This window comes from Martelella endophytica (assembly GCF_000960975.1).
GTDB classification, from domain to species: domain Bacteria; phylum Pseudomonadota; class Alphaproteobacteria; order Rhizobiales; family Rhizobiaceae; genus Martelella; species Martelella endophytica.
Window position 1 is genome coordinate 3,417,467 of the sequence record NZ_CP010803.1, and the last position, 19,604, is coordinate 3,437,070.

General features: G+C 61.6%; 21 protein-coding genes. 8 read left to right on the forward strand and 13 right to left on the reverse strand.

What is annotated here, in order from left to right; genetic code table 11:
* Window position 1: 1 nt before the first annotated feature.
* Complete coding sequence (gene nifL / locus TM49_RS15680; RefSeq protein ID WP_045682635.1) at window positions 2–1,642, reverse strand: nitrogen fixation negative regulator NifL; 1,641 nt, start codon at window positions 1,640–1,642, stop codon at window positions 2–4.
* A 377-nt stretch (window positions 1,643–2,019) separates the two neighbouring features.
* On the opposite strand from nifL, the gene rsxA reads away from it, so the two are divergent.
* From rsxA to TM49_RS15715, 7 genes are read left to right on the forward strand one after another with little or no spacing between them, the layout of a single operon-like run.
* Window positions 2,020–2,613 (forward strand): electron transport complex subunit RsxA, encoded by a 594-nt coding sequence (gene rsxA, locus TM49_RS15685; protein WP_201777009.1) that lies wholly within the window; start codon window positions 2,020–2,022, stop codon window positions 2,611–2,613.
* A 28-nt stretch (window positions 2,614–2,641) separates the two neighbouring features.
* On the forward strand, window positions 2,642–3,178 hold the full coding sequence (locus tag TM49_RS15690) for an RnfABCDGE type electron transport complex subunit B (protein WP_045682639.1): 537 nt from the start codon (window positions 2,642–2,644) through the stop codon (window positions 3,176–3,178).
* 10 nt (window positions 3,179–3,188) lie between these two features.
* Window positions 3,189–4,682: an electron transport complex subunit RsxC gene (gene rsxC, locus TM49_RS15695; protein ID WP_045682641.1), complete on the forward strand. Its 1,494-nt coding sequence runs from the start codon at window positions 3,189–3,191 to the stop codon at window positions 4,680–4,682.
* Window positions 4,679–5,752: an RnfABCDGE type electron transport complex subunit D gene (locus TM49_RS15700; protein ID WP_045682643.1), complete on the forward strand. Its 1,074-nt coding sequence runs from the start codon at window positions 4,679–4,681 to the stop codon at window positions 5,750–5,752. Before rsxC ends, TM49_RS15700 begins: the two co-directional genes overlap by 4 nt.
* Window positions 5,753–5,759: 7 nt before the next feature.
* Entirely contained in the window at window positions 5,760–6,467 is a 708-nt protein-coding gene (gene rsxG, locus TM49_RS15705; protein ID WP_045682646.1) for an electron transport complex subunit RsxG, read from the forward strand.
* Window positions 6,464–7,159: an electron transport complex subunit E gene (locus TM49_RS15710; protein ID WP_045682648.1), complete on the forward strand. Its 696-nt coding sequence runs from the start codon at window positions 6,464–6,466 to the stop codon at window positions 7,157–7,159. The genes rsxG and TM49_RS15710 overlap by 4 nt, the downstream gene beginning before the upstream one ends.
* A 34-nt stretch (window positions 7,160–7,193) precedes the next feature.
* Entirely contained in the window at window positions 7,194–7,469 is a 276-nt protein-coding gene (locus TM49_RS15715) for an RnfH family protein (protein WP_045685344.1), read from the forward strand.
* Window positions 7,470–7,483: 14 nt separating this feature from the next.
* On the opposite strand, the gene TM49_RS15720 is transcribed toward TM49_RS15715, so the two are convergent.
* From TM49_RS15720 to TM49_RS15755, 8 genes are all read right to left on the reverse strand, one after another.
* Window positions 7,484–8,254: an ABC transporter permease gene (locus TM49_RS15720; protein ID WP_045682650.1), complete on the reverse strand. Its 771-nt coding sequence runs from the start codon at window positions 8,252–8,254 to the stop codon at window positions 7,484–7,486.
* A complete protein-coding gene (locus TM49_RS15725; RefSeq protein ID WP_045682651.1) occupies window positions 8,251–9,039 on the reverse strand; it encodes an ABC transporter ATP-binding protein in 789 nt (262 codons plus the stop codon). The genes TM49_RS15720 and TM49_RS15725 overlap by 4 nt, the downstream gene beginning before the upstream one ends.
* 7 nt (window positions 9,040–9,046) lie before the next feature.
* A complete protein-coding gene (locus TM49_RS15730) occupies window positions 9,047–10,090 on the reverse strand; it encodes an ABC transporter substrate-binding protein (RefSeq protein WP_045682653.1) in 1,044 nt (347 codons plus the stop codon).
* A gap of 44 nt (window positions 10,091–10,134) precedes the next feature.
* Entirely contained in the window at window positions 10,135–10,566 is a 432-nt protein-coding gene (locus tag TM49_RS15735; RefSeq protein WP_045682655.1) for a VOC family protein, read from the reverse strand.
* A 109-nt stretch (window positions 10,567–10,675) separates the two neighbouring features.
* A complete protein-coding gene (locus tag TM49_RS15740; RefSeq protein WP_425283253.1) occupies window positions 10,676–11,728 on the reverse strand; it encodes an AraC family transcriptional regulator in 1,053 nt (350 codons plus the stop codon).
* Between the two features lie 17 nt (window positions 11,729–11,745).
* The gene (locus tag TM49_RS15745) at window positions 11,746–12,447 is read right to left on the reverse strand and encodes a pirin family protein (RefSeq protein ID WP_045682659.1); all 702 of its coding nucleotides are present in this window, start codon (window positions 12,445–12,447) and stop codon (window positions 11,746–11,748) included.
* Between the two features lie 75 nt (window positions 12,448–12,522).
* Window positions 12,523–13,128, reverse strand: a complete 606-nt coding sequence (locus TM49_RS15750; RefSeq protein WP_045682661.1) for an alpha/beta hydrolase — start codon at window positions 13,126–13,128, stop codon at window positions 12,523–12,525.
* 53 nt (window positions 13,129–13,181) lie between these two features.
* A complete protein-coding gene (locus TM49_RS15755) occupies window positions 13,182–14,114 on the reverse strand; it encodes a ring-cleaving dioxygenase (protein ID WP_045685345.1) in 933 nt (310 codons plus the stop codon).
* Between the two features lie 128 nt (window positions 14,115–14,242).
* On the opposite strand from TM49_RS15755, the gene TM49_RS15760 reads away from it, so the two are divergent.
* Window positions 14,243–15,142, forward strand: a complete 900-nt coding sequence (locus TM49_RS15760) for a LysR family transcriptional regulator (RefSeq protein ID WP_045682663.1) — start codon at window positions 14,243–14,245, stop codon at window positions 15,140–15,142.
* A 97-nt stretch (window positions 15,143–15,239) separates the two neighbouring features.
* Here TM49_RS15760 and TM49_RS15765 read toward each other — a convergent pair whose 3' ends face one another.
* The 4 genes from TM49_RS15765 to TM49_RS15780 are packed head-to-tail and all read right to left on the reverse strand — an operon-like array spanning window position 15,240 to window position 19,585.
* Window positions 15,240–16,343: an ABC transporter ATP-binding protein gene (locus TM49_RS15765; RefSeq protein WP_045682665.1), complete on the reverse strand. Its 1,104-nt coding sequence runs from the start codon at window positions 16,341–16,343 to the stop codon at window positions 15,240–15,242.
* A gap of 10 nt (window positions 16,344–16,353) precedes the next feature.
* Window positions 16,354–17,841, reverse strand: coding sequence for a sulfatase family protein (locus TM49_RS15770; protein WP_045682667.1), 1,488 nt, complete (start codon window positions 17,839–17,841; stop codon window positions 16,354–16,356).
* Window positions 17,838–18,674, reverse strand: a complete 837-nt coding sequence (locus TM49_RS15775) for a carbohydrate ABC transporter permease (RefSeq protein WP_045682669.1) — start codon at window positions 18,672–18,674, stop codon at window positions 17,838–17,840. Before TM49_RS15775 ends, TM49_RS15770 begins: the two co-directional genes overlap by 4 nt.
* Window positions 18,671–19,585, reverse strand: a complete 915-nt coding sequence (locus TM49_RS15780; RefSeq protein ID WP_045682670.1) for a carbohydrate ABC transporter permease — start codon at window positions 19,583–19,585, stop codon at window positions 18,671–18,673. The genes TM49_RS15775 and TM49_RS15780 overlap by 4 nt, the downstream gene beginning before the upstream one ends.
* Window positions 19,586–19,604: the final 19 nt, after the last annotated feature.

Genomic DNA, 19,604 nt, shown 5'->3' on the forward strand with positions numbered 1-19,604 from the left:
CTCAAGTCCCGTTCTTCAATGCTCCGCATGTCGGCAGCGCTACGCACATGCCAAATCCGGGCTGATGCGCCGTTTCGATCATCATCTCGCCGCCGAGTTCGCTGACAATCTGCTGGCCAATGGCAAGCCCCATGCCCGCGCCCCGGCGCTTCGGGCTCCAGGCCGAAAAGAAAGGCTCGAAGATCTGCGAGCGAATGGCCTTGTCGACGCCCGGTCCCCGGTCCCGCACGAAGATCTCGATCATCGAAGGGCCCTCGATCCGTGTTGCGATCAGGATCTCGCGGGCATAGGCGCCCGGCTCGCCGACGGCGGTGATCGCATTGTCGAGCAGCAGCTTCATCAGTATGCGCAGCAGGTTTTCATGTCCGTAGATCGACGGCAGCTCTCGCTCGGGCCTCCAGTCGACGACGACGCCGCTCGCCGAAAGCCGGTTTGCCGAAAGCACCAGCACATCGCGCAGCACCTGATTGAGGTTGATCGGCGCAGGCGCAAGCTGCGGGAGCGGCGGCTGCGACAGTTTCAGCCGATCGATGGCGCGGTTTCCGGATGAAAGCGCTTCGTCAATCGCCATCCCCATATGGCTGTCTTCGCCCTCGCGCCGTTTCACCATGCCGCTCATGGCCTGCATGACGTTGAGCGGACCCTGAAGCTGATAGAGCGCGCCTTCGATGATCTCGTTCGTGCCGCGCCTCAAAGCCAGTTCGGCCATCTGCGCGCGCACGGCATTGAGCCGGACCTGCTCGTACTGCCATTTCAGACTGGTGATTTCGCTGCAGACCAGCAGGAGCGCATTCTTCACGTCGCTTTCGAAATAGCTTTCGGCCGTGATTTCCAGTTCGCGCACCCACAATGCAGAACAGGAGAACCAGCGCGAACCGTGCGAGCCCTTCGGCTTGTAGCAGACCTCGATCCCGGAAAGGGTTCGCTCCTCGGCGCATGCGCTGATGAGGTCCTCGCCGATCAGGGGTGCGAGCTCGCTGAGGAAAAACTGGATCGGGGATCCTTCCTCCATATCGGCTGCGAGCGCCTTGTAGGTCCGGTTCTCAAACAGGACCGCACCGCTGGTGTCGACCAGCGCCATCACGACCGGTGCGCTGTCGAGAATATTCTCGATCAGATTCTTCTGGTTTTCCGAACGCCGCTGCAGATGGTGCATCTCGGTGATGTCGCGGTGCATGCCGAGGAAGTAGCGGATCTCGCCGGCCTGCGACTTGACCGGAACGATCGTGACCTCCGCAAGGTAGCGTTCGCCGTCCTTCTTCCTGTTGATCAGGCGCCCGTTCCAGACATGGCCGTTGCTGATTGTGGTCCAGAGGTCGACGTAAACGGCCTTGGGCGTGCGCCTGTTGGACAGGATCGATTCATTGCGGCCACGCACTTCCTCGATCGTGTAGCCGGTCAGCGCCTCGAAGGCCGCGTTGACGTAAAGAATATCGGCATTGCAGTCGGTAATCGAGATTGCCACCGAAATCTGTTCAACGGCATCCTGATAGAGCCGCGGCGGCAGACCGTCCGCGAGCTGCATCTCGAGTTCGAACACGCGTCTGAGTTCCGGAGGAAGATCCTCCGGCAGTGATTTCAGGATTGCTGCCAGCCCGCTTGAGCCGGAAATGTATTCGTCTTTTGCGTCCGGTGTCGTCATAGGAACGCTTCCTCCTTGCGCCTACCGGTGCAGGCCGATGCCTTCATCGTCAGGTCCTTCTCGTTTTCAGTGCATCGGGCACCAGTTCCTGATTTCTTCCCTGCAAAATTCATGCCTGTTGGGGCCCATAGAGCGAAAAGCCAGGAATTCCGGGGCCTGCCGAAGGCTCATTGTTGCCTTTCCCACGGGGAAACGGTTTGAGACATCGCAATTGTCGCAAAACCGACAATCTTTCAGCCGCGATGAAATGCGCGAAATCATTGAAACCACCCGGAATTTTGTTGAGTAGCGGCTGCGACGGCGAACTGGCACGCTTGATGCAAGGTGAAAACCATCGACAACGCCGGTTGCTGGCCTTGGCCAAACCGGCAGCCGCAATGGTTCGACCGATGGAACATTATCTCGTTATTCTTTTGGGCACGGCGCTCGTCAACAATGTGGTGCTGGTCAAATTCCTGGGGCTTTGCCCCTTCATGGGCGTGTCGAACAAGATCACGGCCGCGGTGGGCATGGGACTCGCCACCACCTTCGTGCTGACGATCGCCGCCACGGCCGGCTGGCTGGTCGAGCATTTCCTGCTGGCGCCCTTCGGCCTGACCTATCTGCGCATCCTCACCTTCATTCTGGTGATCGCGGCCGTCGTGCAGTTTACCGAAATGGTGATGCGCAAGGTGTCGCCGATGCTGCATCAGGTGCTCGGCATCTACCTGCCGTTGATCACGACAAACTGCGCCGTGCTCGGCGTGGCGCTGCTCAATGTCCAGGAGAACCACAGTTTCGTCGAGAGCATGCTCTTCGGCTTCGGCTCGGCAGCGGGCTTTGCCATCGTGCTGGTGATCTTTGCGGGGTTGCGCGAGCGGCTTCGGCTTACCGCCGTGCCACCGTCCTTTTCCGGCGCGCCGATTGCATTTCTGACAGCGGGCTTCCTGTCGCTCGCCTTCATGGGCTTTGCCGGTCTGGTGAGCGGCTGATGACGAAAACACATTCAGGAGTTCCCTAATGATTGCAGCGATGCTCATTCTTCTGATGCTCGGGATCGCCCTTGGCGGCGGGCTCGGCGTGTCATCTCGATTGCTGAAGGTTGAAACCAGTTCGGTCGTTGCCGAGCTCGAGGAAATCCTGCCCGGCACCAATTGCGGCCAATGCGGCTATCCCGGCTGCTCCGCTGCAGCCCAGGCATTGAGCGAGGGCACGGTGCCAGCCAATTTCTGTCCGCCGGGCGGCCGGAGCGTTGCCAGGGAGGTGGCTGCCAGGCTTGGCATCGACCTCGACGTGTCAGCTGTGGCCGACAAGGGACCGGTGATCGCCTTCGTCATGGAAGACCTCTGCATCGGCTGCACCAAGTGCCTGAAGCGCTGCCCGACCGACGCGATCGTCGGCGCTTCAAGGCAGATGCATGGCGTTGTCGATGACGCCTGCACGGGCTGCGAAGTCTGCGCATCGATTTGCCCGACCGGCGCCATCGTGCTGAGGCCGGAAGCGGCAACGCTACAAACCTGGTACTGGCCGAAGCCGGTCGCGCCGCTGGCTGCCTAAGGGGAACATCATGAAGATTTTCCGCATATCAGGGGGCATCCACCCCAAGGGCAACAAGGAGCTGAGCGCCGAAAAGGCGATCGAACCCGTGCCGATGCCAAGCGTGCTGCGCATTCCCTTGCAGCAGCATATCGGTGCACCCGCCGTACCGATCGTGGCAAAGGGGGATGTGGTGAAGAAGGGCCAGCTTCTGGCCATCGCCCGTGGCGCTGTTTCCGCCCCCGTCCATGCGCCCACCTCGGGCCGCATTGTCGCGATCGGCCGGTTTGTCGCCCCGCATGCCTCCGGGCTGCCGGGCGCGACCATCACCATGCGGCCGGATAGGCGCGATGAATGGGGAGAGCGCCTGCCGGCACTTGATCCGGCGACGGCCGAACCCTCGGCGCTTGCTGAACGGGTGGGAAGCTGCGGCATTGTCGGCATGGGCGGCGCAACCTTCCCTTCGGCCGTCAAGCTCAACCTGCGCAGCCGCCACGCGCTGCACACGCTGGTCATCAATGCCGCCGAGTGCGAGCCGTACCTGACCTGCGACGATCGCCTGATGCGGGAACGGACGGATGACGTTTTCGATGGAATTCGCATCATGGCGAAGGCATTGGGCGTCGCCAAAGTGCTCATCGCGATCGAGGGCAACAAGCCCGAGGCGCTTGCCGCATTGACCGGGGCCGCTCGCGCGACGGGCGACAAGTCGGTCGCCGTCGTCAAGGTGCCGACCCGCTATCCGATGGGTTCTGAAAAGCATCTCGTCCAGACGCTGACCGGGCTTGAAACCCCGGCTCGCGCCCTGACGGCGGATATCGGCATCGTCGTCCACAACGTCGCCACCGCCTATGCCGTTTACAAGGCCGTACGCCTTGGTGAACCGTTGATTTCGCGCATCGTCACCGTCAGCGGCAAGGCGATGGTCCGTACCGGCAATTTCGAAGTGCTGATCGGCACGCCGATTCACCACCTGATCAGCCATTGCGGCGGCCATGTTGAAGAGCCCGCACGGCTGCTGCTGGGCGGCCCGATGATGGGCCAGCCGATTTCCAGCACCCGCGCTTCCATCGTCAAGGGCAGCAACGGGGTCCTGGCGCTCGCCGAAAGCGAAGTGCCATCGGGCAAGACCATGCCCTGCATTCGCTGCACCGCCTGTGTGGTGGCCTGTCCCTGCGGGCTGGCGCCGTTCGACATGGCGCAGCGCATTCGCAATGACGAACTGGACGGCGCGGTGAAGATCGGTCTGCTCGACTGTCTTTCCTGCGGCTCCTGCGCCTGGGTCTGTCCTTCGCACGTGCCGCTTGTCCAGTATTTCAACTACGCCAAGGGCAAGCTGACGGCCGAACAACGGGCCAAGCACAAGCAGGAGGAAACCAAACGCCTGTCGCAATTCCGCGACATGCGGATGGACAAGCTGAAGAAGGCCAAGCAGGAAGCCATGGCGAAGATGATGGCTGAACGCGAGGCGAAGAAGAAAGCCGAGTTGGCTGAGGCTGCTGATGAAGCGAAGGTCACCGAATGAGCATGGCGACACCGCTTGGCGGCCCCTTCACCCATTCCGGCGCCAGCATTTCGCGCACCATGACGCTGGTGATGGCCGCGCTTTTGCCCGCGACGATTTTCGGTCTGTATCAGTTCGGCTGGCCCGCGATTTTCCTGTTTCTGGTAACCGTCGTTTCGGCAGTACTTGCGGAATTTCTCGCGCTCAGAATGGCGGGAAAGCCGGTCATGCCGTTTATCAGCGATGGCTCGGCGATGCTGACGGGCTGGCTGATCGCCATGTCGCTGCCACCATGGGCGCCGTGGTGGGTTGGCGTGCTCGGCTCTTTCATCGCCATTCTCCTGGCAAAGCATCCCTTCGACGGCATCGGTCAGAACCTGTTCAACCCGGCCATGGTGGCGCGCACCGTGCTGCTGATCTCGTTTCCCGTCGAGATGACCCGCTTTGTCGCACCCATGCCACTCGGCTCTGCGGATGCGCCCGGCTTCATCAGCGCGCTGGAGATCACGTTCGGGCTCGGCTCGCATTTCGATGCCATGTCCAGCGCCTCGTTCCTGGGCTCGGTGAAAACCCAGCTCGGGCAGGCTGAACGCCTGCCGGATATCCTGGCAAGCGGGTATCATCCCTTCGCGCTGGCCTTTGGAACGGTGTCCGGGTCCACCGGGGAAACGTCTGCCCTGTTCCTGCTGGCCGGCGGCCTCTTCCTGCTCGCCACTCGGATCATCTCCTGGCATATCCCGATCGCGATGATCATCACGATGGTCGCGCTTTCCGGCATCTTCCACTTCATCGATCCCAACCATTTCCTCGGGCCGGTGATGGAGCTTTCCTCCGGCACCTTCATCTTCGCGACCTTCTTCATCGCGACCGATTACGTCACCGCGCCGTCGACCCCGTTGGGCAAGCTGATCTTTGGGGCAGGGGTGGCCGCACTCACCTTCCTGATCCGCACATTCGCCGCCTATCCGGAAGGGGTGGCCTTCTCCATCCTGCTGATGAATGCCACCGTGCCGATCATTGACCACACCATCCGCCCCCGCATCTATGGCCGCACCCGCAAGGGCGTGCCGATCCAGCACAAGCCGAAGTGAGGTCGCAATGTCAAAGACAGAGAGCACCAGCCGGCGCCTGCTGAAAAATCCCTTCAAAAGAGAGAGCGAAGCCTCGCAGCGGGCCGAACGTCAACCGCGCAAGGCGCGCTCGCCCTGGTACCTCGCGGGGCTTCTGGGCGCCTTTTCGGTTGTCGGAGCGGCGCTGCTCGGAAGCGGGTTCGCGGCCACCGAAGAGGCGGTGCAAAACCGCCAGCGCGAGGATCTTTTGTCCTCGCTTTCGCTCGTCATTCCGCCAGCCATGCACGACAACGACATCGTTGCCGACAGCTTTGTGCTGGCGCTCGGCGATGGCCGGACCCTGACGGTCTATCCGGCGCGCGAGAAGGCGGTCATTCAGGCGGTGGCCTATGAGGTGACGGGGCAAGGCTATGGCGGGGCCATCCGTATTCTGATGGGGATCGGCGCGGACGGCACCATTCTCGGCGTTCGGGTGCTGCAGCATGCCGAAACGCCCGGCCTTGGCGACAGGGTGGAGGCCGCCAAGAGCGACTGGATCGAGGCCTTTTCCGGAACCTCGCTCACCAATGTTTCGGCAAGTGGCTGGGCGGTAAGGAAGGACGGTGGCCGCTTCGACCAGTTTTCCGGCGCGACCATCACGCCGCGCGCCGTCGTCAAGGCGGTGCACGAGGGGCTCGAGTTCTTTCAGATCCACCGCGATGCGCTGACCGCAATGCCAATGGAGAACCAGTCATGACAACGCCCTATCGTCGCATCATCGCCGACGGCCTCTGGTCCAACAATGTCATCTTCTCGCAGATGCTGGCACTTTGTCCGCTGATGGCGGTGACGGGGACGGCGACCAACGGACTTGGCATGGGGCTCGCAACAACGGCGGTATTGATCGCGACCGGCAGCTCGGTGGCGGCACTGCGGAGGATCATCGAGCCGGAGATCCGCATTCCCGCCTTTGTGCTGATCATCGCCGTTATCGTTACGCTCGTCGAGATGGCGATGAACGCCTGGCTTCATGATCTCTACAAGGTGCTCGGCCTGTTCATTCCGCTGATCGTGACCAATTGCGCCATTTTCGGGCGGGCGGAGGCGTTTGCCTCCCGCGAAGGGGTGCTGGCATCTGCCGTAGACGGAATGATGATGGGCCTCGGCTTCACGCTGGCGCTTGTCGTGGTTGGCGCCGTTCGCGAAATCCTCGGCTCCGGCACGATCTTTGCCAATGCCTCGCTCCTGCTTGGCGCGCGTTTCGGCTTTCTGCAGACGACCGTCATTCCGGACTACAAGGGCTTCCTGCTGCTGGTGCTGCCGCCCGGCGGCTTCTTCGTGCTCGGTCTGCTGCTGGCGGCAAAGCGCGCGGTCGAGCGGCGGCGCGGGCAGGCGCGCGTGACTGGCGCCGAAGCGCCACAGGCCGAAATCCAGCAGATAACGCTTTGATCGAAGGCCCGCAGGCAAAGGGAGCGCAACGGTGATGAATATCGGAATTGCCTATGTCACGCCGCGCCACAAGGTCTGGCTGAAGATGGATATGCCGGACGTCTGCACCGTGCGCGAGGCGATCGAGCGGTCGGGCGTTCTGGAACAGTTTCCCGAGATCGTTCTTGAAAACCAGAAGGTCGGTGTCTTCGGTCGGGTCGTCAGGCTCGATGCGACACTTGAAGATGGCGACCGCGTGGAGATCTACCGCCCGATCACGGCGGACCCCGAACAGGTCGAACGGCGTGATCAGAAGAGTGACGATGATTGAGATTGGCTGCCCTGCTACTGGCGCTCGGGCTGCAGCCGGTGGAACAGGCGCTCGACCCGGGCGACGAGGGCGAAAAAGGCGATACCGGACAAGGACGCCACAATCACGGCGGCAAAGAGCCTGTCCGCCTGGTAGTTGAAGCTCGACTGGATGATGACGGCTCCCAAGCCGGCGTTGGAGCCGATCCATTCGCCGACGATCGCTCCGATCACCGAAGTGGTGGCAGCGATGCGCAGCGACGCGAACAGCATCGGTGCGGAGCGCGGCGCGCGCAGACGCCAGAAGGTCTCCCATCCGCTTGCCGAGAGCACGTGCATCAGTTCCAGCTCGTTCGGCGTGGCCAGATTGAGGCCGCGCGCGGTATTCACGAGCGTCGGAAAGAAGCAGAGAAGGGCGGCGATGATGACCTTCGGCAGTATGCCGAGGCCGAAGATGAGGATGATGATCGGTGCGAGCGCCAGCACCGGGATCGTGTTGAAGAGCAGCACAATCGGAAAATAGGCAGCCCTCAGGCGCGGATTGTAGGCAAAGGTCACGGCCATGACGATGGCCATCGCGTTGCCAAGCAGGAAGCCAAGCGCCGCTTCGCACAAGGTCGGCAGTGCGTTCTGAAACAGGAAATTCCGTTCGGTCGCGAGCGTCTGCATCACGGCAAGCGGCGTCGGAACGATGTAGGCGGGAACGCCAAGCGCCGGCACCAGCCATTGCCAGGCTGCGATCAGTGTCAGCGCCCCGATGACGGGAAGCGCGATGGTTTCTGTGGTCGTAAGATGGCCGCGTCTCATGCCTCACCGCTTCCTTCTTGCAACAATCGACGCAGTTGGGCTGCGGTTTCCTGAACGGCGGCGCTTTCGCGCCGACAGCCGCCATTTTCATCCTTGAGCGGGGCAAGATCGATCAAGGCCTGAACGCGCCCTGGATTGGCAGCCAGAACAAGCACGCGCCCGCCGAGATAGATCGCCTCGATAATGCTGTGGGTGACGAACAGGATGGTTGTGCCGGTCCTGCGCCAGATGGAAAGCAGTTCGTCGTTGAGGCGGTCGCGCGTGATCTCGTCAAGTGCGCCGAACGGTTCATCCATGAGCAATACCTCCGGCTCGCATTGAAGCGCGCGGGCGATCGAGACGCGCTGCCGCTGGCCGCCGGAAAGCTCGTGCGGATAGCGGTCGGCAAATCCCGAAAGGCCGACCAGTTCAAGCCAGTGCTCGGGTCTCGCCTCGACCGGTCGTGAAACGCTTCTCCGGCCGACCTGCAGCGGCAGGGCTACGTTTTCCTGGACGGTACGCCATGGCAGCAAGGTTGCTTCCTGAAACACGAAGCCCACTTCACGGCTTTTGCGGGCCTCTGTCGGCGTCCGGTCTAAGACGGACAGGCTACCGCCCGTGGCCGGCAGCAGGTCCGCCACCGCCCTGAGGAGGGTGGACTTGCCGCAGCCGGAAGGGCCGAGAATGGTCAGAAACTCACCTTTGCCAATCGTCAGATCAAGATCGTTGAGGACGCGGATCGGCCCGTTCTCTCCTTCATAACCGAGGGACAGGCCCGCCGCTTCAATTGCTACTGCTCCAGGCAACGGCCCCTCACGCGATCTTCGGGCGATCATCCGCCGTCATGTCCAGTATCGTCTCAGAATAGCAGTCCTCCAGCTTCGGCGCACCGGATTTGAACTGGCCGATCGTGTTGTAAATGGAAATCTGCTCGGCGATGGCGGCAGAGTCAAACGTACCCCAGCCGTTTTTGCCGGTTGCTTCGTCGAAGCTCAGCGACAGGACACGGGGAATGGTCTTGAGCTCAAGATCGAGGTCGAGCTGAGGGTAGGCCTCGACCGCCACCCGGACGGCCTCCTCGGGGTTGGCGTGCGTCCAGCCCCATCCCTTTGCGATGGCCCGCAAAGCCGCCGCAAGCATTTCGGCATTATCCTGCAGGGCGTCGTCGGTGGCGAAATAGACATTGGCGTAGGAAGGCAGGCCCGTATCCTTCATCATAAGGTCAATGCGATCGGGGCCGATGACGGAGAGTGCCTGGGTGTTGGTGATCCATCCGGTAACGGCATCGACCTGGCCCGTGGTGAGCGGCGTCATGTCGAAACCGATGTTGGTAATGGTCAGGCTGGACGGATCGATCTTGTTCTTGAGCAGAATGGCATCGAGCACAAAGCGCGCCGTTGGCTGGATGCCGATGCGTTTGCCGACCATGTCCTGAACGCTGCGGATCGGCGCCTTCGGCAGCGAGTAGAAGGCGAACGGTGCCATGCGGAACCCGCAGGCGAAGATCTTCACCGGCACGCCGGAAGCGCGGGCAAGAAGCAGCTGGGCGGAATCCGAGAACTGGCCGAACTGCGCCTGTCCGGTCACGACCGGCGGCACGGTCGCCGAATTCGGCCCGCCGGGCGAGAATTCGACCTCCAGACCTTCTTCCTCGAAGAAACCTTTCCTGGCCGCGACGATGTCGCCGATCTGGCCGTTGCTCATCAGCCAGTCATACTTGATGACGACCTTTGCGGCCGCGCTGGAATTGCGCGGGGTGAAAAGGCTGAAGCCCGCCGCCGTGGCGGCCAGTGTGAAGGCGCCGGCCTTCAGGACCGCCCGCCTTCCGGGCATTGTCGCATTCTTATTTTCTGTCATTGCGTTCCCCTATTTGTTTTTGAACGTATGCAGCAGATTGGTGGTCAGTCGATGTCGCCGACAGGGCCGCCATCGGCCCAGGCGTAGAGTTCCCAGAGATTGTCGTCCGGATCGGCGAAATAGCAGCAGCGGGCATTCCAGCCATAGTCCTGCGGCGGTCCCTGAAAGGCGACGCCGGCGGCCTTCAGCTCTTCATAGGCATGATCCACCGCCGCGGGCGAGGAAAGCTCGATGGCGGCGCAGGCCTTGTGGACGCCTGCAGGGGCTTTGCGGCCTGAAACGCCGGTATTCTCGGAGATATGCGCGATCTCCCACAGCGCCAGCGTCACGCCCGCGCCGCTGAAATCGGCGAAGCCCGGCGCCCGGCGCCGCGGCTTGAAACCCATGCATCCGACGTAGAAGGACGAGGCCTTTTCAATGTCTTCGACCAGAAAACAGATGTCGGTTATGGCGTGGCGCTGGGCAAATGCTGTCATGATGCGATCTCCTGATGCAGGGAGATTCGCACATCACTGAACCGCAGGCTTTCAGATTCCTGCTCGGCTCTTTCGCAAAACTGCTGTCCTGCACATTCTCAGTCTGCCGTCATGCCTGAAACGAGCGTCTGTATTCGCGCGGCGTGGTGCCGGTCAGGCGGCGGAAGACGCTCGAAAAGTGCGCCTGGCTCGAAAAGCCCGTGTTATAGGCAATATCGGCCATTGGCCTGCGGCGATCGGCCAGCTGGAGCTTGGCCCGTTCGACACGACGCATCACCACGAAGCTGTGCGGCGCGTGGCCGGTGGTTTTCTTGAATTCGCGGCTGAAATGGAACGGGCTCATATGGGCGACGCCAGCCAGTTCCTCGATGCTGAGATCGGATTTCCCGAGCATGCTTTCGATATAGTCGATAACCCGTCGGAGACTGTCCGATGTCAATGCGCTGCCCGCCGCTGCCGGTTTTGCGCCCAGAAGGCTGACGACGCAGCAGGCAAGGGAAATCCCCAGATGCTCCAGAAGCAGAGGATCGCTCCCGTCGGCCTCCACGGCGAGCGCCATCGCCTGGGCAACCTGCAGGGTGGTGGGGTCGGTGATCGCGCTCAGCTCGTCGCGCCGGTAGTCGGGACTGAAGCGGTCGCCGCCGACGCTTTGATAAAGGGCAGGGGGCTGGAAGATCGAAATGTAGTCAGCAGCGTCACCGTCAACCTCGAGCGCCATGCCCGCCGGCTGGAACCCCAGCGTGAAGGCCGGCCGTTCAACCCTTCGGAACGCGCCGTCGCCCAGTCGGTAGGCATATTGGTCGTGCGGTGTGCGATTGATCGAGATGCGATGCAACGCCCCCTTCGAAACCATCTGGCCGGCATCGCTGTGATAGCTCTCGACGATCATATCGTGGCGGACGAACGACCGGTAGCGGGCGAGGAAAGGGCGGCTTATCGAGAAAATCTGCGGATCGATGTCTGACATGGCGGTTCTCCTGCGGAAAACAGAAGCAATTTTCACGCCAAACCATTGTCGCCAATACCGATCTTTCCGGGAGTCCTTCCGCAGGCTCGCCACATCGCACAGCGGTGTGACGAGCCAGGTCAGCTTGCCACTGGCAGACCGATGAGCGGAACACCGCTCATCGTGGCAATGGTTTGCCCTGTCACGCAGTGACATCGACCAACGGTCGGTTTCTAGCGTTGCAGGTCAAAAAGGAGGGCCTGTCCCTGCGTGATCCATTCGAGCGGCGGGATTTCCTCGCCGGCGATCTGCAGTCCTGTACCGGGGCCGAGTCGTTCCCCGTCGACCATGGCGAGCCCGCTGACGATCTGCACGAAGGTCAGCCGGTCTGGATGATGCGGGATGGCAAGCGTGTCGTCTTCATGCGGATTGGCGATGTAGACGCGCGTATCCGAAATCAGCTTCAGCATATCGTCACCGGCATTGTTGCTGGCGATCAGCGTCCAGTCGCGGGCGGTTTGCGGCGCGGGCAGCGGTTTTTGCTGATAGGTCGGATCGCCGCCGACAGTGTCGGGAATGATCCAGATCTGCAGGAAATGTGCCGTGTCTTCGTCCGAGGCGTTCATTTCCTCGTGACGAAGGCCGCTCCCGGCCGACATGAGCTGCGCGTCGCCGGCGCTGATGATCGACGTATTGCCGAGCGTATCGCGATGGCGCAGTTTGCCGGACAGAACAATGGTCAGGATGTCCATGTTGTCATGAGCGTGTTCGGAGAAACCCGCACCCGGAATCACCCGGTCTTCATTAATGACGCGGAGTGCGCCGAAGCCCATCCTGGTCGGGTCCTGGAAGCCGCCGAAGGAGAAGGTGTGATGGCTATCGAGCCAGCCTTGTCTTGTATGGCCGCGATGGGCGGTGTCGTGGATCAGGATCATGGTATCAGTCTCCAGCCGTCTCCAGAGTCTTGATGTCAGCTGGAGACGGCCTGTTGGAATGACAGGGCTCTGTCATCAGCCATTGAGAAACCGGGTGATGGCAGAAATTTCATCGGGGCGGAGTTCGTGGCCGCCGCCATGCATTACGGACTGTACGTCGGCATTCTGTGCCTTGAGGTAGGCGATCAGCGAGGCCGAGAGTTCTGGCGGGCAGATCGGATCACGTTCGCCGCCTGTCACCAGTATCTTGCGGCCGGAAAGTCCGGCGTTGTTATCCGGCTTCCACGGGATCAGCGGATGCAGCAGTACGACGCGGTCAAAGAGTTCCGGTCGCTGGAACAGCACCGAAGCCAGGATGTTGGCGCCGTTGGAATAGCCAAGCGCATAGACATCACGACCAGGATTGGCCGCCTCCTGCGCGGCAATGAAGCGGGCCATGTTTTCCGTGCGGCGGGCAAGGTCATCCATGTCATAGACGCCTTCGCCGGTGCGTCGGAAGAAACGCAGCGCGCCATATTCGGACACATCGCCGCGCGGCGAGACGATGGCAGCGCCCGGCAGAAGCTCGTCCACCAGTGGCACGAACTGGTTCTCGTTTCCGCCCGTCCCGTGGAAGGTAAACACCAGCGGCTTTCCGCTCTCGCCTTTTCTGACATAGGCTTGATAGAGATCTTCGGTCATCGTTCTAAACCTCCGGCGGGCGGACCACCCGGTCCGCCGCCTTGAATGTCGTTTCAGTCTTCGATCGGTGTGAGGATTTCCTCGATCTTGGCGCGGTAGCTCTCATACTGCGGGGGCAGCTTGAGTGCTTCGCCGAGATGGGCCGTATCTTCGTCGGCATCGAAGCCGGGCTCGTTCGTGGCGATTTCGAACAGCACACCGCCCGGCGTGCGGAAGTAGATCGCCCAGAAGTAATTGCGGTCGATGACCGGCGTGACGTTGTAGCCGGTATCCATCAGCGCCTTGCGGACTTCGAGTTGAGCGGCACGGTCTTCAACGGCAAAGGCGATGTGATGGACCGAGCCGGCCCCCTGACGGGCCGCATCGACGGAGGGCAGCGTCTGGATGTCGATGAAATCGGCACCGTTACCGTCCTTGATCGCGTACCGGCTCCAGTCATCCTTGCTGTCGACCTTCTCGTAACCCATGAAGCCGAGCAGTTCGGAGGTCGCGCCGCTGTCTCTCAGGCGCAGGCTTGCGCCATGAAAACCGCGGATTGCTTCCGCCTCGGCCACACTGCCCTTCAGCCAGCCGGCGCGGTCGTCATTGTCGACCTCGACCAGTGCGAAAGCATCGTGGTCGGGACCGACGAAGTGCAGCCGCTTTTCACCGAAAACGTCGCTTTCGCTTATCTCGCCGACGTTCAGCGCAGAAAGCCGTTCCCTCCAGAAGGGGAGCGAACCTTTCGGTACCGCGAAAAGTGTCTCGCCGACTTCACCCGTGCCAGGCCTGCCCTTGGCAATGTGGGGGAAGGGGAAATAGGTCAGCACCGAGCCGGGGGTTCCGACCTCATCACCGTAATAGAGGTGATAGACATCGGGTGCATCGAAGTTGACCGTCTTCTTGACGCGGCGTAGGCCAAGCGTCTTGGTAAAGAAGTCGCTGTTCTTCTGGGCGTCGCCCGCCATCGAGGTGATGTGATGCAGGCCTTTGATTTGCTGTAACATCATACTGTTCCTTCATTCCTGCGAGGCCTACGGACCTCGTTTCTGGGCAGTAAGATGATGGCGACACCGCCAAACGTGAATAGGAATAAAATTGACGATATTATTGCAATTGTCGTAATAATGATCCGATGAAGGATCTGAATGACATTCGCGTCTTCCTAAACGTTGCGGAACTGGGCAGCTTTGCCGCAGCCGCCCGCATCCTGTCGATGACCGCCCCCAGCGTGACACGCGCTGTCGGCGCGCTGGAGGAACGCCTCGGCGTACAACTTTTCGTGCGCACCACGCGGCAGGTTTCGTTGACGTCGGCAGGCGCTGTCTATGCCGCTCGGATGCGGCCGCTGCTGCAGGCATTCGACGACGCCGCCGAGGAGGTGCGAGAGCAGGAAGCCGCCGTGAGTGGGCACATACGGCTGAACGCGCCGCTGTCGCTCGGCCAGCAGGTTCTGCCGGATGTCGTGTCCGGCTTCCGAGCGGAAAACCCGGCGATCAGCCTGTCGGTGACGTTGACGGACAGCTTCGTCGACATTGTCACTGCACCCTATGATCTTGCGATCCGCATTTCCGGGCCACCTGATGACAAATCGACGATCTGGCGCAAGCTTTGCCCGATCAGGCGGGTTCTGGTTGCCTCTCCCGGCTATCTTGCCGCCAATGGGACGCCGGAGGATCCGGACGCGCTTGAGGCAACGGCCTGCCTTGCCTTTGATGCGGGAGCGGCTTCCGAAAACTGGGAATTGACCAATGCCGGCCGGCGGCGACGCCTGCGGGCGGGATCGGTCATTGCCGGCAACAATGGCGAGCTGTTGGCGCGGCTCGCTGAAAACGGGGAAGGGGTGGCGCTTCTGCCCTATTTCATTGTCGAGACGGCGCTTGAGGAAGGGCGGCTGGTTCAGGTTCTGGAGGCGTGGACGCCGAGCGAGCTCTGGCTGACGCTTTACTATCCGCCCTATGAACGCCTGCCGATGCGCATTGCCCGCTTCTCCGATTTCTTCGAAGCCTATGTGACGCGTGTCAGATTGCTCTAGGCAGACGGACAGGGGCTCAGTCGACTATGCGTCATCCACCCAAGCCGGCTGCTCAGCCCAGTCTTTTCGACAGGCCGGCGAAGGTGACATTCGACGCCTAACCGATAGCGCTTGAGCTTTCCAGGCGCCTTTGCCGTGGCACTGCCAGCCCGTCCGCATCGAAGAGATGCATCGCTTCCGGGCTGAACGTGAGCGCCGCGACATCGCCGACGCTGTATCTTCTGTGATTCGGCGCCTTTGCAATGATGATATCGCCGTCGGGGCGGCGAACATGAAGAAGGGTTGTTTCGCCGATATATTCCACGAGGTCGATCTCGCCAGAGATCTGGTGAGCCTCCTCGCCAGTTGCAAGCCGCATATCCTCCGGCCGGACGCCGATCGTGCCGGTACCCGCCGGCAGGCGGGCCTGACCCGTGACAACTTCGAGGCCGTCGCCGAGCACTGCGCGGCCATCCTCCAGGAACTCCCCCTTCAGGAAATTCATCTTCGGCGAACCAATGAAGCTTGCGACAAACAGGTTGCGCGGTTGCTCATAGAGCTCCTCGGGTGTGCCGATCTGCTCGACCCGTCCCTTGTTCAGCACGGTAATTCGGTCGGCGAGCGTCATGGCCTCGATCTGGTCATGGGTGACGTAGACCATGGTCGTCTCCGGTAGGGCAACCTTCAGCTTGGCGATCTCGGCGCGGGTTGAGACCCGGAGCGCGGCGTCGAGGTTCGACAGTGGTTCGTCGAACAGAAAGATATCGGCATCGCGGGTGATGGCCCTTCCGATCGCGACGCGCTGGCGCTGGCCGCCAGAGAGCTGGCGCGGCCGGCGTTTCAGGTAGTCGGTGAGCTGCAGCATATCGGCGGCCTTGCGGATGCGTTCCTCGCGCTCCTTTTTCGGGACGCCGGCGATCTTGAGGCTGAACGCCATGTTGTCGGCGACTGTCATGTGCGGATAAAGCGCGTAGGACTGGAACACCATGGCCACACCCCGGCGCGACGCACGCACCTCGTTGACCACCTTGCCCTCGATCTCGATGGTGCCGTCGGTGATATCCTCAAGGCCGGCGATCATCCGGAGCAGCGTCGACTTCCCGCAGCCGGACGGGCCAACGAAGACCATGAGTTCGCCACGGGCGATTTCCATGGCGATGTCGTGCATCACCTCCAGCGCACCGTAGGATTTGCAGACATTCTTGAGTGTGATGGCTGACATGGAGCTCTCCTTACCAGTCGGCGCGGCGGCGCGGGCGCGGATCGATCGTGCCGGCCATGCGGTTGCTGAGGCGAACGAGCATGGCTGTCTTCAGGGCGGCAGCCTCCGGTGCGTCCCAGAGATTGCGATGCTCACCCGGGTCGGCGTCAAGATCGTAGAGCTCGCCGCCGCCATGGCCGTGATCGACCACGATCTTGGCGTTCTGGCTGCGCACCATGGTCGCCCACGCGCCGCCATCCCGGTCGTGCCAGGGCATGGCATTGTAGTATTCGCAGTAGATGTCCTGGCGCGGCGTGATGGCGTCCGTTCCGGAGAGCAATGGCCAGAGCGATCGCCCCTGAATGCCGTATTCGATCTCGATGCCGGCCGCATCGAGCAGCGTTGGGACGAGATCGGTAAGCTCGACGAGTTCGCTGACCGTCTGCGCCGCGATCTGGCCGGGCCAGTTGAAGGCAAGCGGAACGTGAACGCTGGGCTCGTAGAAGAACGGGCCCTTCAGGTAGATGCCATGGTCGCCGAGAAGTTCGCCATGGTCGGACATGAACACGACCAGCGTGTCCTGGCGCTGCCCCGTCGCATCGAGTGCGGCGACCATCCGTCCGACCTGATCCGAAATCAGGTCGCACATGGCGAAATAGGCCGCGCGGACATAGCGGTGGTCGCGTTCGCTCATGCCGTCATAGGCAAAGCCCGCGCCGCCGCCATAGGCGCCATTGTGGTCAACCTTCTGGGCGCGTGGCTTGTCGTCGAGTTCGCCGGGCGCGTAGTCGGGGAGGGGGATGTCATCGAGGCGATCGAGGTAGCGGTCGAGATATTCGGCAGGCGGATCGAAAGGATGATGCGGATCGAAGATGTTCACCTGAAACATCCACGGCGCCTTCGAGCCCTGATGGGCCTCGATGAAGCTGATAGCGCGCTCCGCGCAAAAAGTCGTCTGGTGAAATCTTGCCTCCGGCCCGATCTGGATGTGAGCGCAATCGGGGTGCGGGACGGTGTCATAGTGTCCATCCCGTTCGGCGAGCCACAGATTGTAGTCATTCAGCGGCCAGTTTGGTGCATGGTTCCTGACCGTGCCCGCGGCTTGGTCGGCGCAGGAGGAGGCCGGCTGATGAGACCAGTTGAACACTCTGAACCCATCATCGATCCGGCGCTCCTGAATGGGTTCCGCCGAGGGATTACATGCCGAAAGATGCAGCTTGCCGGACAACCCGCAGGTATAACCGTGATCCGCGAGGATGCGGCTCAGCAGTCGCTCGCGGTCGTCGATGTCCTGGCCGTTCTGATAGGCCCCGGTGATGCTTGGATAGCGACCGGTCATGAAGCCCGACCGGCTCGGGGTGCAGACGGGGCTCTGGCAATAGGCCTGTTCGACTACGGCGCCGGTGTCGTATAGCGCATCGATATCGGGCGTGTTGACGAAGGGATTGCCGGTTGCCCCCAGCGTGTCCCAACGCTGCTGGTCGGTACAAATGATGAGAATATTGGGACGGTCGGTCATTGCTTGACGGCTCCTGCGATGCCTTCAACGAAGTAACGTTGCATGATGAAAAAGAAGATCACCACCGGCAGCAGTGAAATGGTCGCCGCCGCCGCCATACCGGGCCAGTCGGTTTCGTTGGAACCGACGAAAGCCAGCATGCCGACCGGCAGCGTGCGCATGGAGGGCGTGCCGAAGGTGAAGACGAGAGGTATGAGGAATGTGTTCCAGGCGTAGAGGAAGGTGAGCACGCTGACGGTCGCCGTAACCGGCCCGGCCAGAGGAAGCATCACGGAAAAGAAGGTCCGGAAGAAGCCGGCACCATCGAGCTCGGCGCTCTCCTCAAGCTCCTTCGGAATACCCGCGAAATAGCCCGCATAGAGAAGGATGGCGGCGGCCTGGCCGGAACCCGCGAGCGCGAGGATGATGCCCCAGCGGCTGGAAATGAGGCCGAGGTTGCTGGCGATATCGACGATCGGGATGACCGTGACGCCTGCAGGCACCACCATGGTCGCGACAAGAACGCCGATGACGATGCGTTTTCCTGGAAAGGCATAACGTCCGAGAACATATCCGGTCAGGGCCGTGTGGAAGATCACGACGACGAGCGTGCCAAGCGTGATCAGCACCGTGTTCATCATGTAATGGCTGAAGCCCCCCTGTATCCAGGCGCGGGCATAATTTCCCCAGAGGAACGTGTCGGGAACGAGGTCGAGGCCCTTGGAGAAAATCTCCATCTGGCCTTTCAGCGATGCCGAAACCAGCCATGCGAACGGGTAGCACCATACGATCACCAGCACGAACAGCGCGACAAAGCGGATGATTGACCAAGGATTCTTGAACATGCGGCTCATGATGCCGGCCTCCGGTCTGCGAGATGACGGACGACGAGAAGCTGGAGCACGGCGGCGATGGCAACGGCGACACCGAAGAAGATTGCCGCCGCCGAAGCATAGCCGAGGCGTGGCATCGAGGACGTGAAGGCATTGCGGTACACGAAGATGTCGATGACCTCGGTTCCGTAGAACGGTCCGCCATTGGTCAGCGTCAGCATCAGGTCGAAGACATTGGTGGCGTCGATGACTGTTATCAGGGTGATGATGATGGTGAAGGGCGTCAGCATCGGCAACGTTATGCTGACGAACTTCCTGAGTGCGCCGGCGCCATCGATTTCCGCGGCCTCGTAGAGATCATTCGGAATGGTCTGTAGCGCGGCCAGCCAATAGATCACCGTAATGCCGAGCCATTTCCAGACCCAGACGCCGATTGCGCTCGAGAGGGCAAGTTTGGCATTGCCGAGGAAATTGATCGGGTTGGAGATCGCACCGGTATCGAGCAGGAAGGTGTTGATCGGCCCACCCGTCGGATCGAGAATATAGCGCATCACGACGCCGACGATGGCCGCCGTTGTCACCACCGGAAGGAAAATGCCGGTGCGGAACACCCGTACAAACGGAAAGCGTCCGTTGAGAATGACGGCCAGAAGCAGGCCAAGGCCCACGCGCAAGGGCACTGCGACCACAAGGAAAATCAGCGTGTTCGAGAAAGCGTTCCAGAACAGTCGGTCGCCCCAGAGTTCACGGAAATTGGCGAAGCCGATGAAACGGCCCGCCGCCGAAAAACCGTTCCAGTCCAGCATTGCGTACCAAAGCGAGGCGAGGACCGGATAGACGGTGAACATGCCGAGCAGGATCGTCGTCGGCGCTAGAAACGCGTAGATGGCGCGGTGCGCCCATATCCGATGTGCGAGCGAGCGGGAAGCCATAGGGATTCCAGTGCGGATG

Bases quoted from the DNA above. Each gene is read 5' to 3' on its own strand.
- nifL (WP_045682635.1), bottom strand. From the start codon at position 1,642: ATGACGACACCGGACGCAAAAGACGAATACATTTCCGGCTCAAGCGGG.
- rsxA (WP_201777009.1), top strand. From the start codon at position 2,020: ATGGTTCGACCGATGGAACATTATCTCGTTATTCTTTTGGGCACGGCG.
- TM49_RS15690 (WP_045682639.1), top strand. From the start codon at position 2,642: ATGATTGCAGCGATGCTCATTCTTCTGATGCTCGGGATCGCCCTTGGC.
- rsxC (WP_045682641.1), top strand. From the start codon at position 3,189: ATGAAGATTTTCCGCATATCAGGGGGCATCCACCCCAAGGGCAACAAG.
- TM49_RS15700 (WP_045682643.1), top strand. From the start codon at position 4,679: ATGAGCATGGCGACACCGCTTGGCGGCCCCTTCACCCATTCCGGCGCC.
- rsxG (WP_045682646.1), top strand. From the start codon at position 5,760: ATGTCAAAGACAGAGAGCACCAGCCGGCGCCTGCTGAAAAATCCCTTC.
- TM49_RS15710 (WP_045682648.1), top strand. From the start codon at position 6,464: ATGACAACGCCCTATCGTCGCATCATCGCCGACGGCCTCTGGTCCAAC.
- TM49_RS15715 (WP_045685344.1), top strand. From the start codon at position 7,194: ATGAATATCGGAATTGCCTATGTCACGCCGCGCCACAAGGTCTGGCTG.
- TM49_RS15720 (WP_045682650.1), bottom strand. From the start codon at position 8,254: ATGAGACGCGGCCATCTTACGACCACAGAAACCATCGCGCTTCCCGTC.
- TM49_RS15730 (WP_045682653.1), bottom strand. From the start codon at position 10,090: ATGACAGAAAATAAGAATGCGACAATGCCCGGAAGGCGGGCGGTCCTG.
- TM49_RS15735 (WP_045682655.1), bottom strand. From the start codon at position 10,566: ATGACAGCATTTGCCCAGCGCCACGCCATAACCGACATCTGTTTTCTG.
- TM49_RS15740 (WP_425283253.1), bottom strand. From the start codon at position 11,728: ATGTCACTGCGTGACAGGGCAAACCATTGCCACGATGAGCGGTGTTCC.
- TM49_RS15745 (WP_045682659.1), bottom strand. From the start codon at position 12,447: ATGATCCTGATCCACGACACCGCCCATCGCGGCCATACAAGACAAGGC.
- TM49_RS15750 (WP_045682661.1), bottom strand. From the start codon at position 13,128: ATGACCGAAGATCTCTATCAAGCCTATGTCAGAAAAGGCGAGAGCGGA.
- TM49_RS15755 (WP_045685345.1), bottom strand. From the start codon at position 14,114: ATGTTACAGCAAATCAAAGGCCTGCATCACATCACCTCGATGGCGGGC.
- TM49_RS15760 (WP_045682663.1), top strand. From the start codon at position 14,243: ATGAAGGATCTGAATGACATTCGCGTCTTCCTAAACGTTGCGGAACTG.
- TM49_RS15765 (WP_045682665.1), bottom strand. From the start codon at position 16,343: ATGTCAGCCATCACACTCAAGAATGTCTGCAAATCCTACGGTGCGCTG.
- TM49_RS15770 (WP_045682667.1), bottom strand. From the start codon at position 17,841: ATGACCGACCGTCCCAATATTCTCATCATTTGTACCGACCAGCAGCGT.
- TM49_RS15775 (WP_045682669.1), bottom strand. From the start codon at position 18,674: ATGAGCCGCATGTTCAAGAATCCTTGGTCAATCATCCGCTTTGTCGCG.
- TM49_RS15780 (WP_045682670.1), bottom strand. From the start codon at position 19,585: ATGGCTTCCCGCTCGCTCGCACATCGGATATGGGCGCACCGCGCCATC.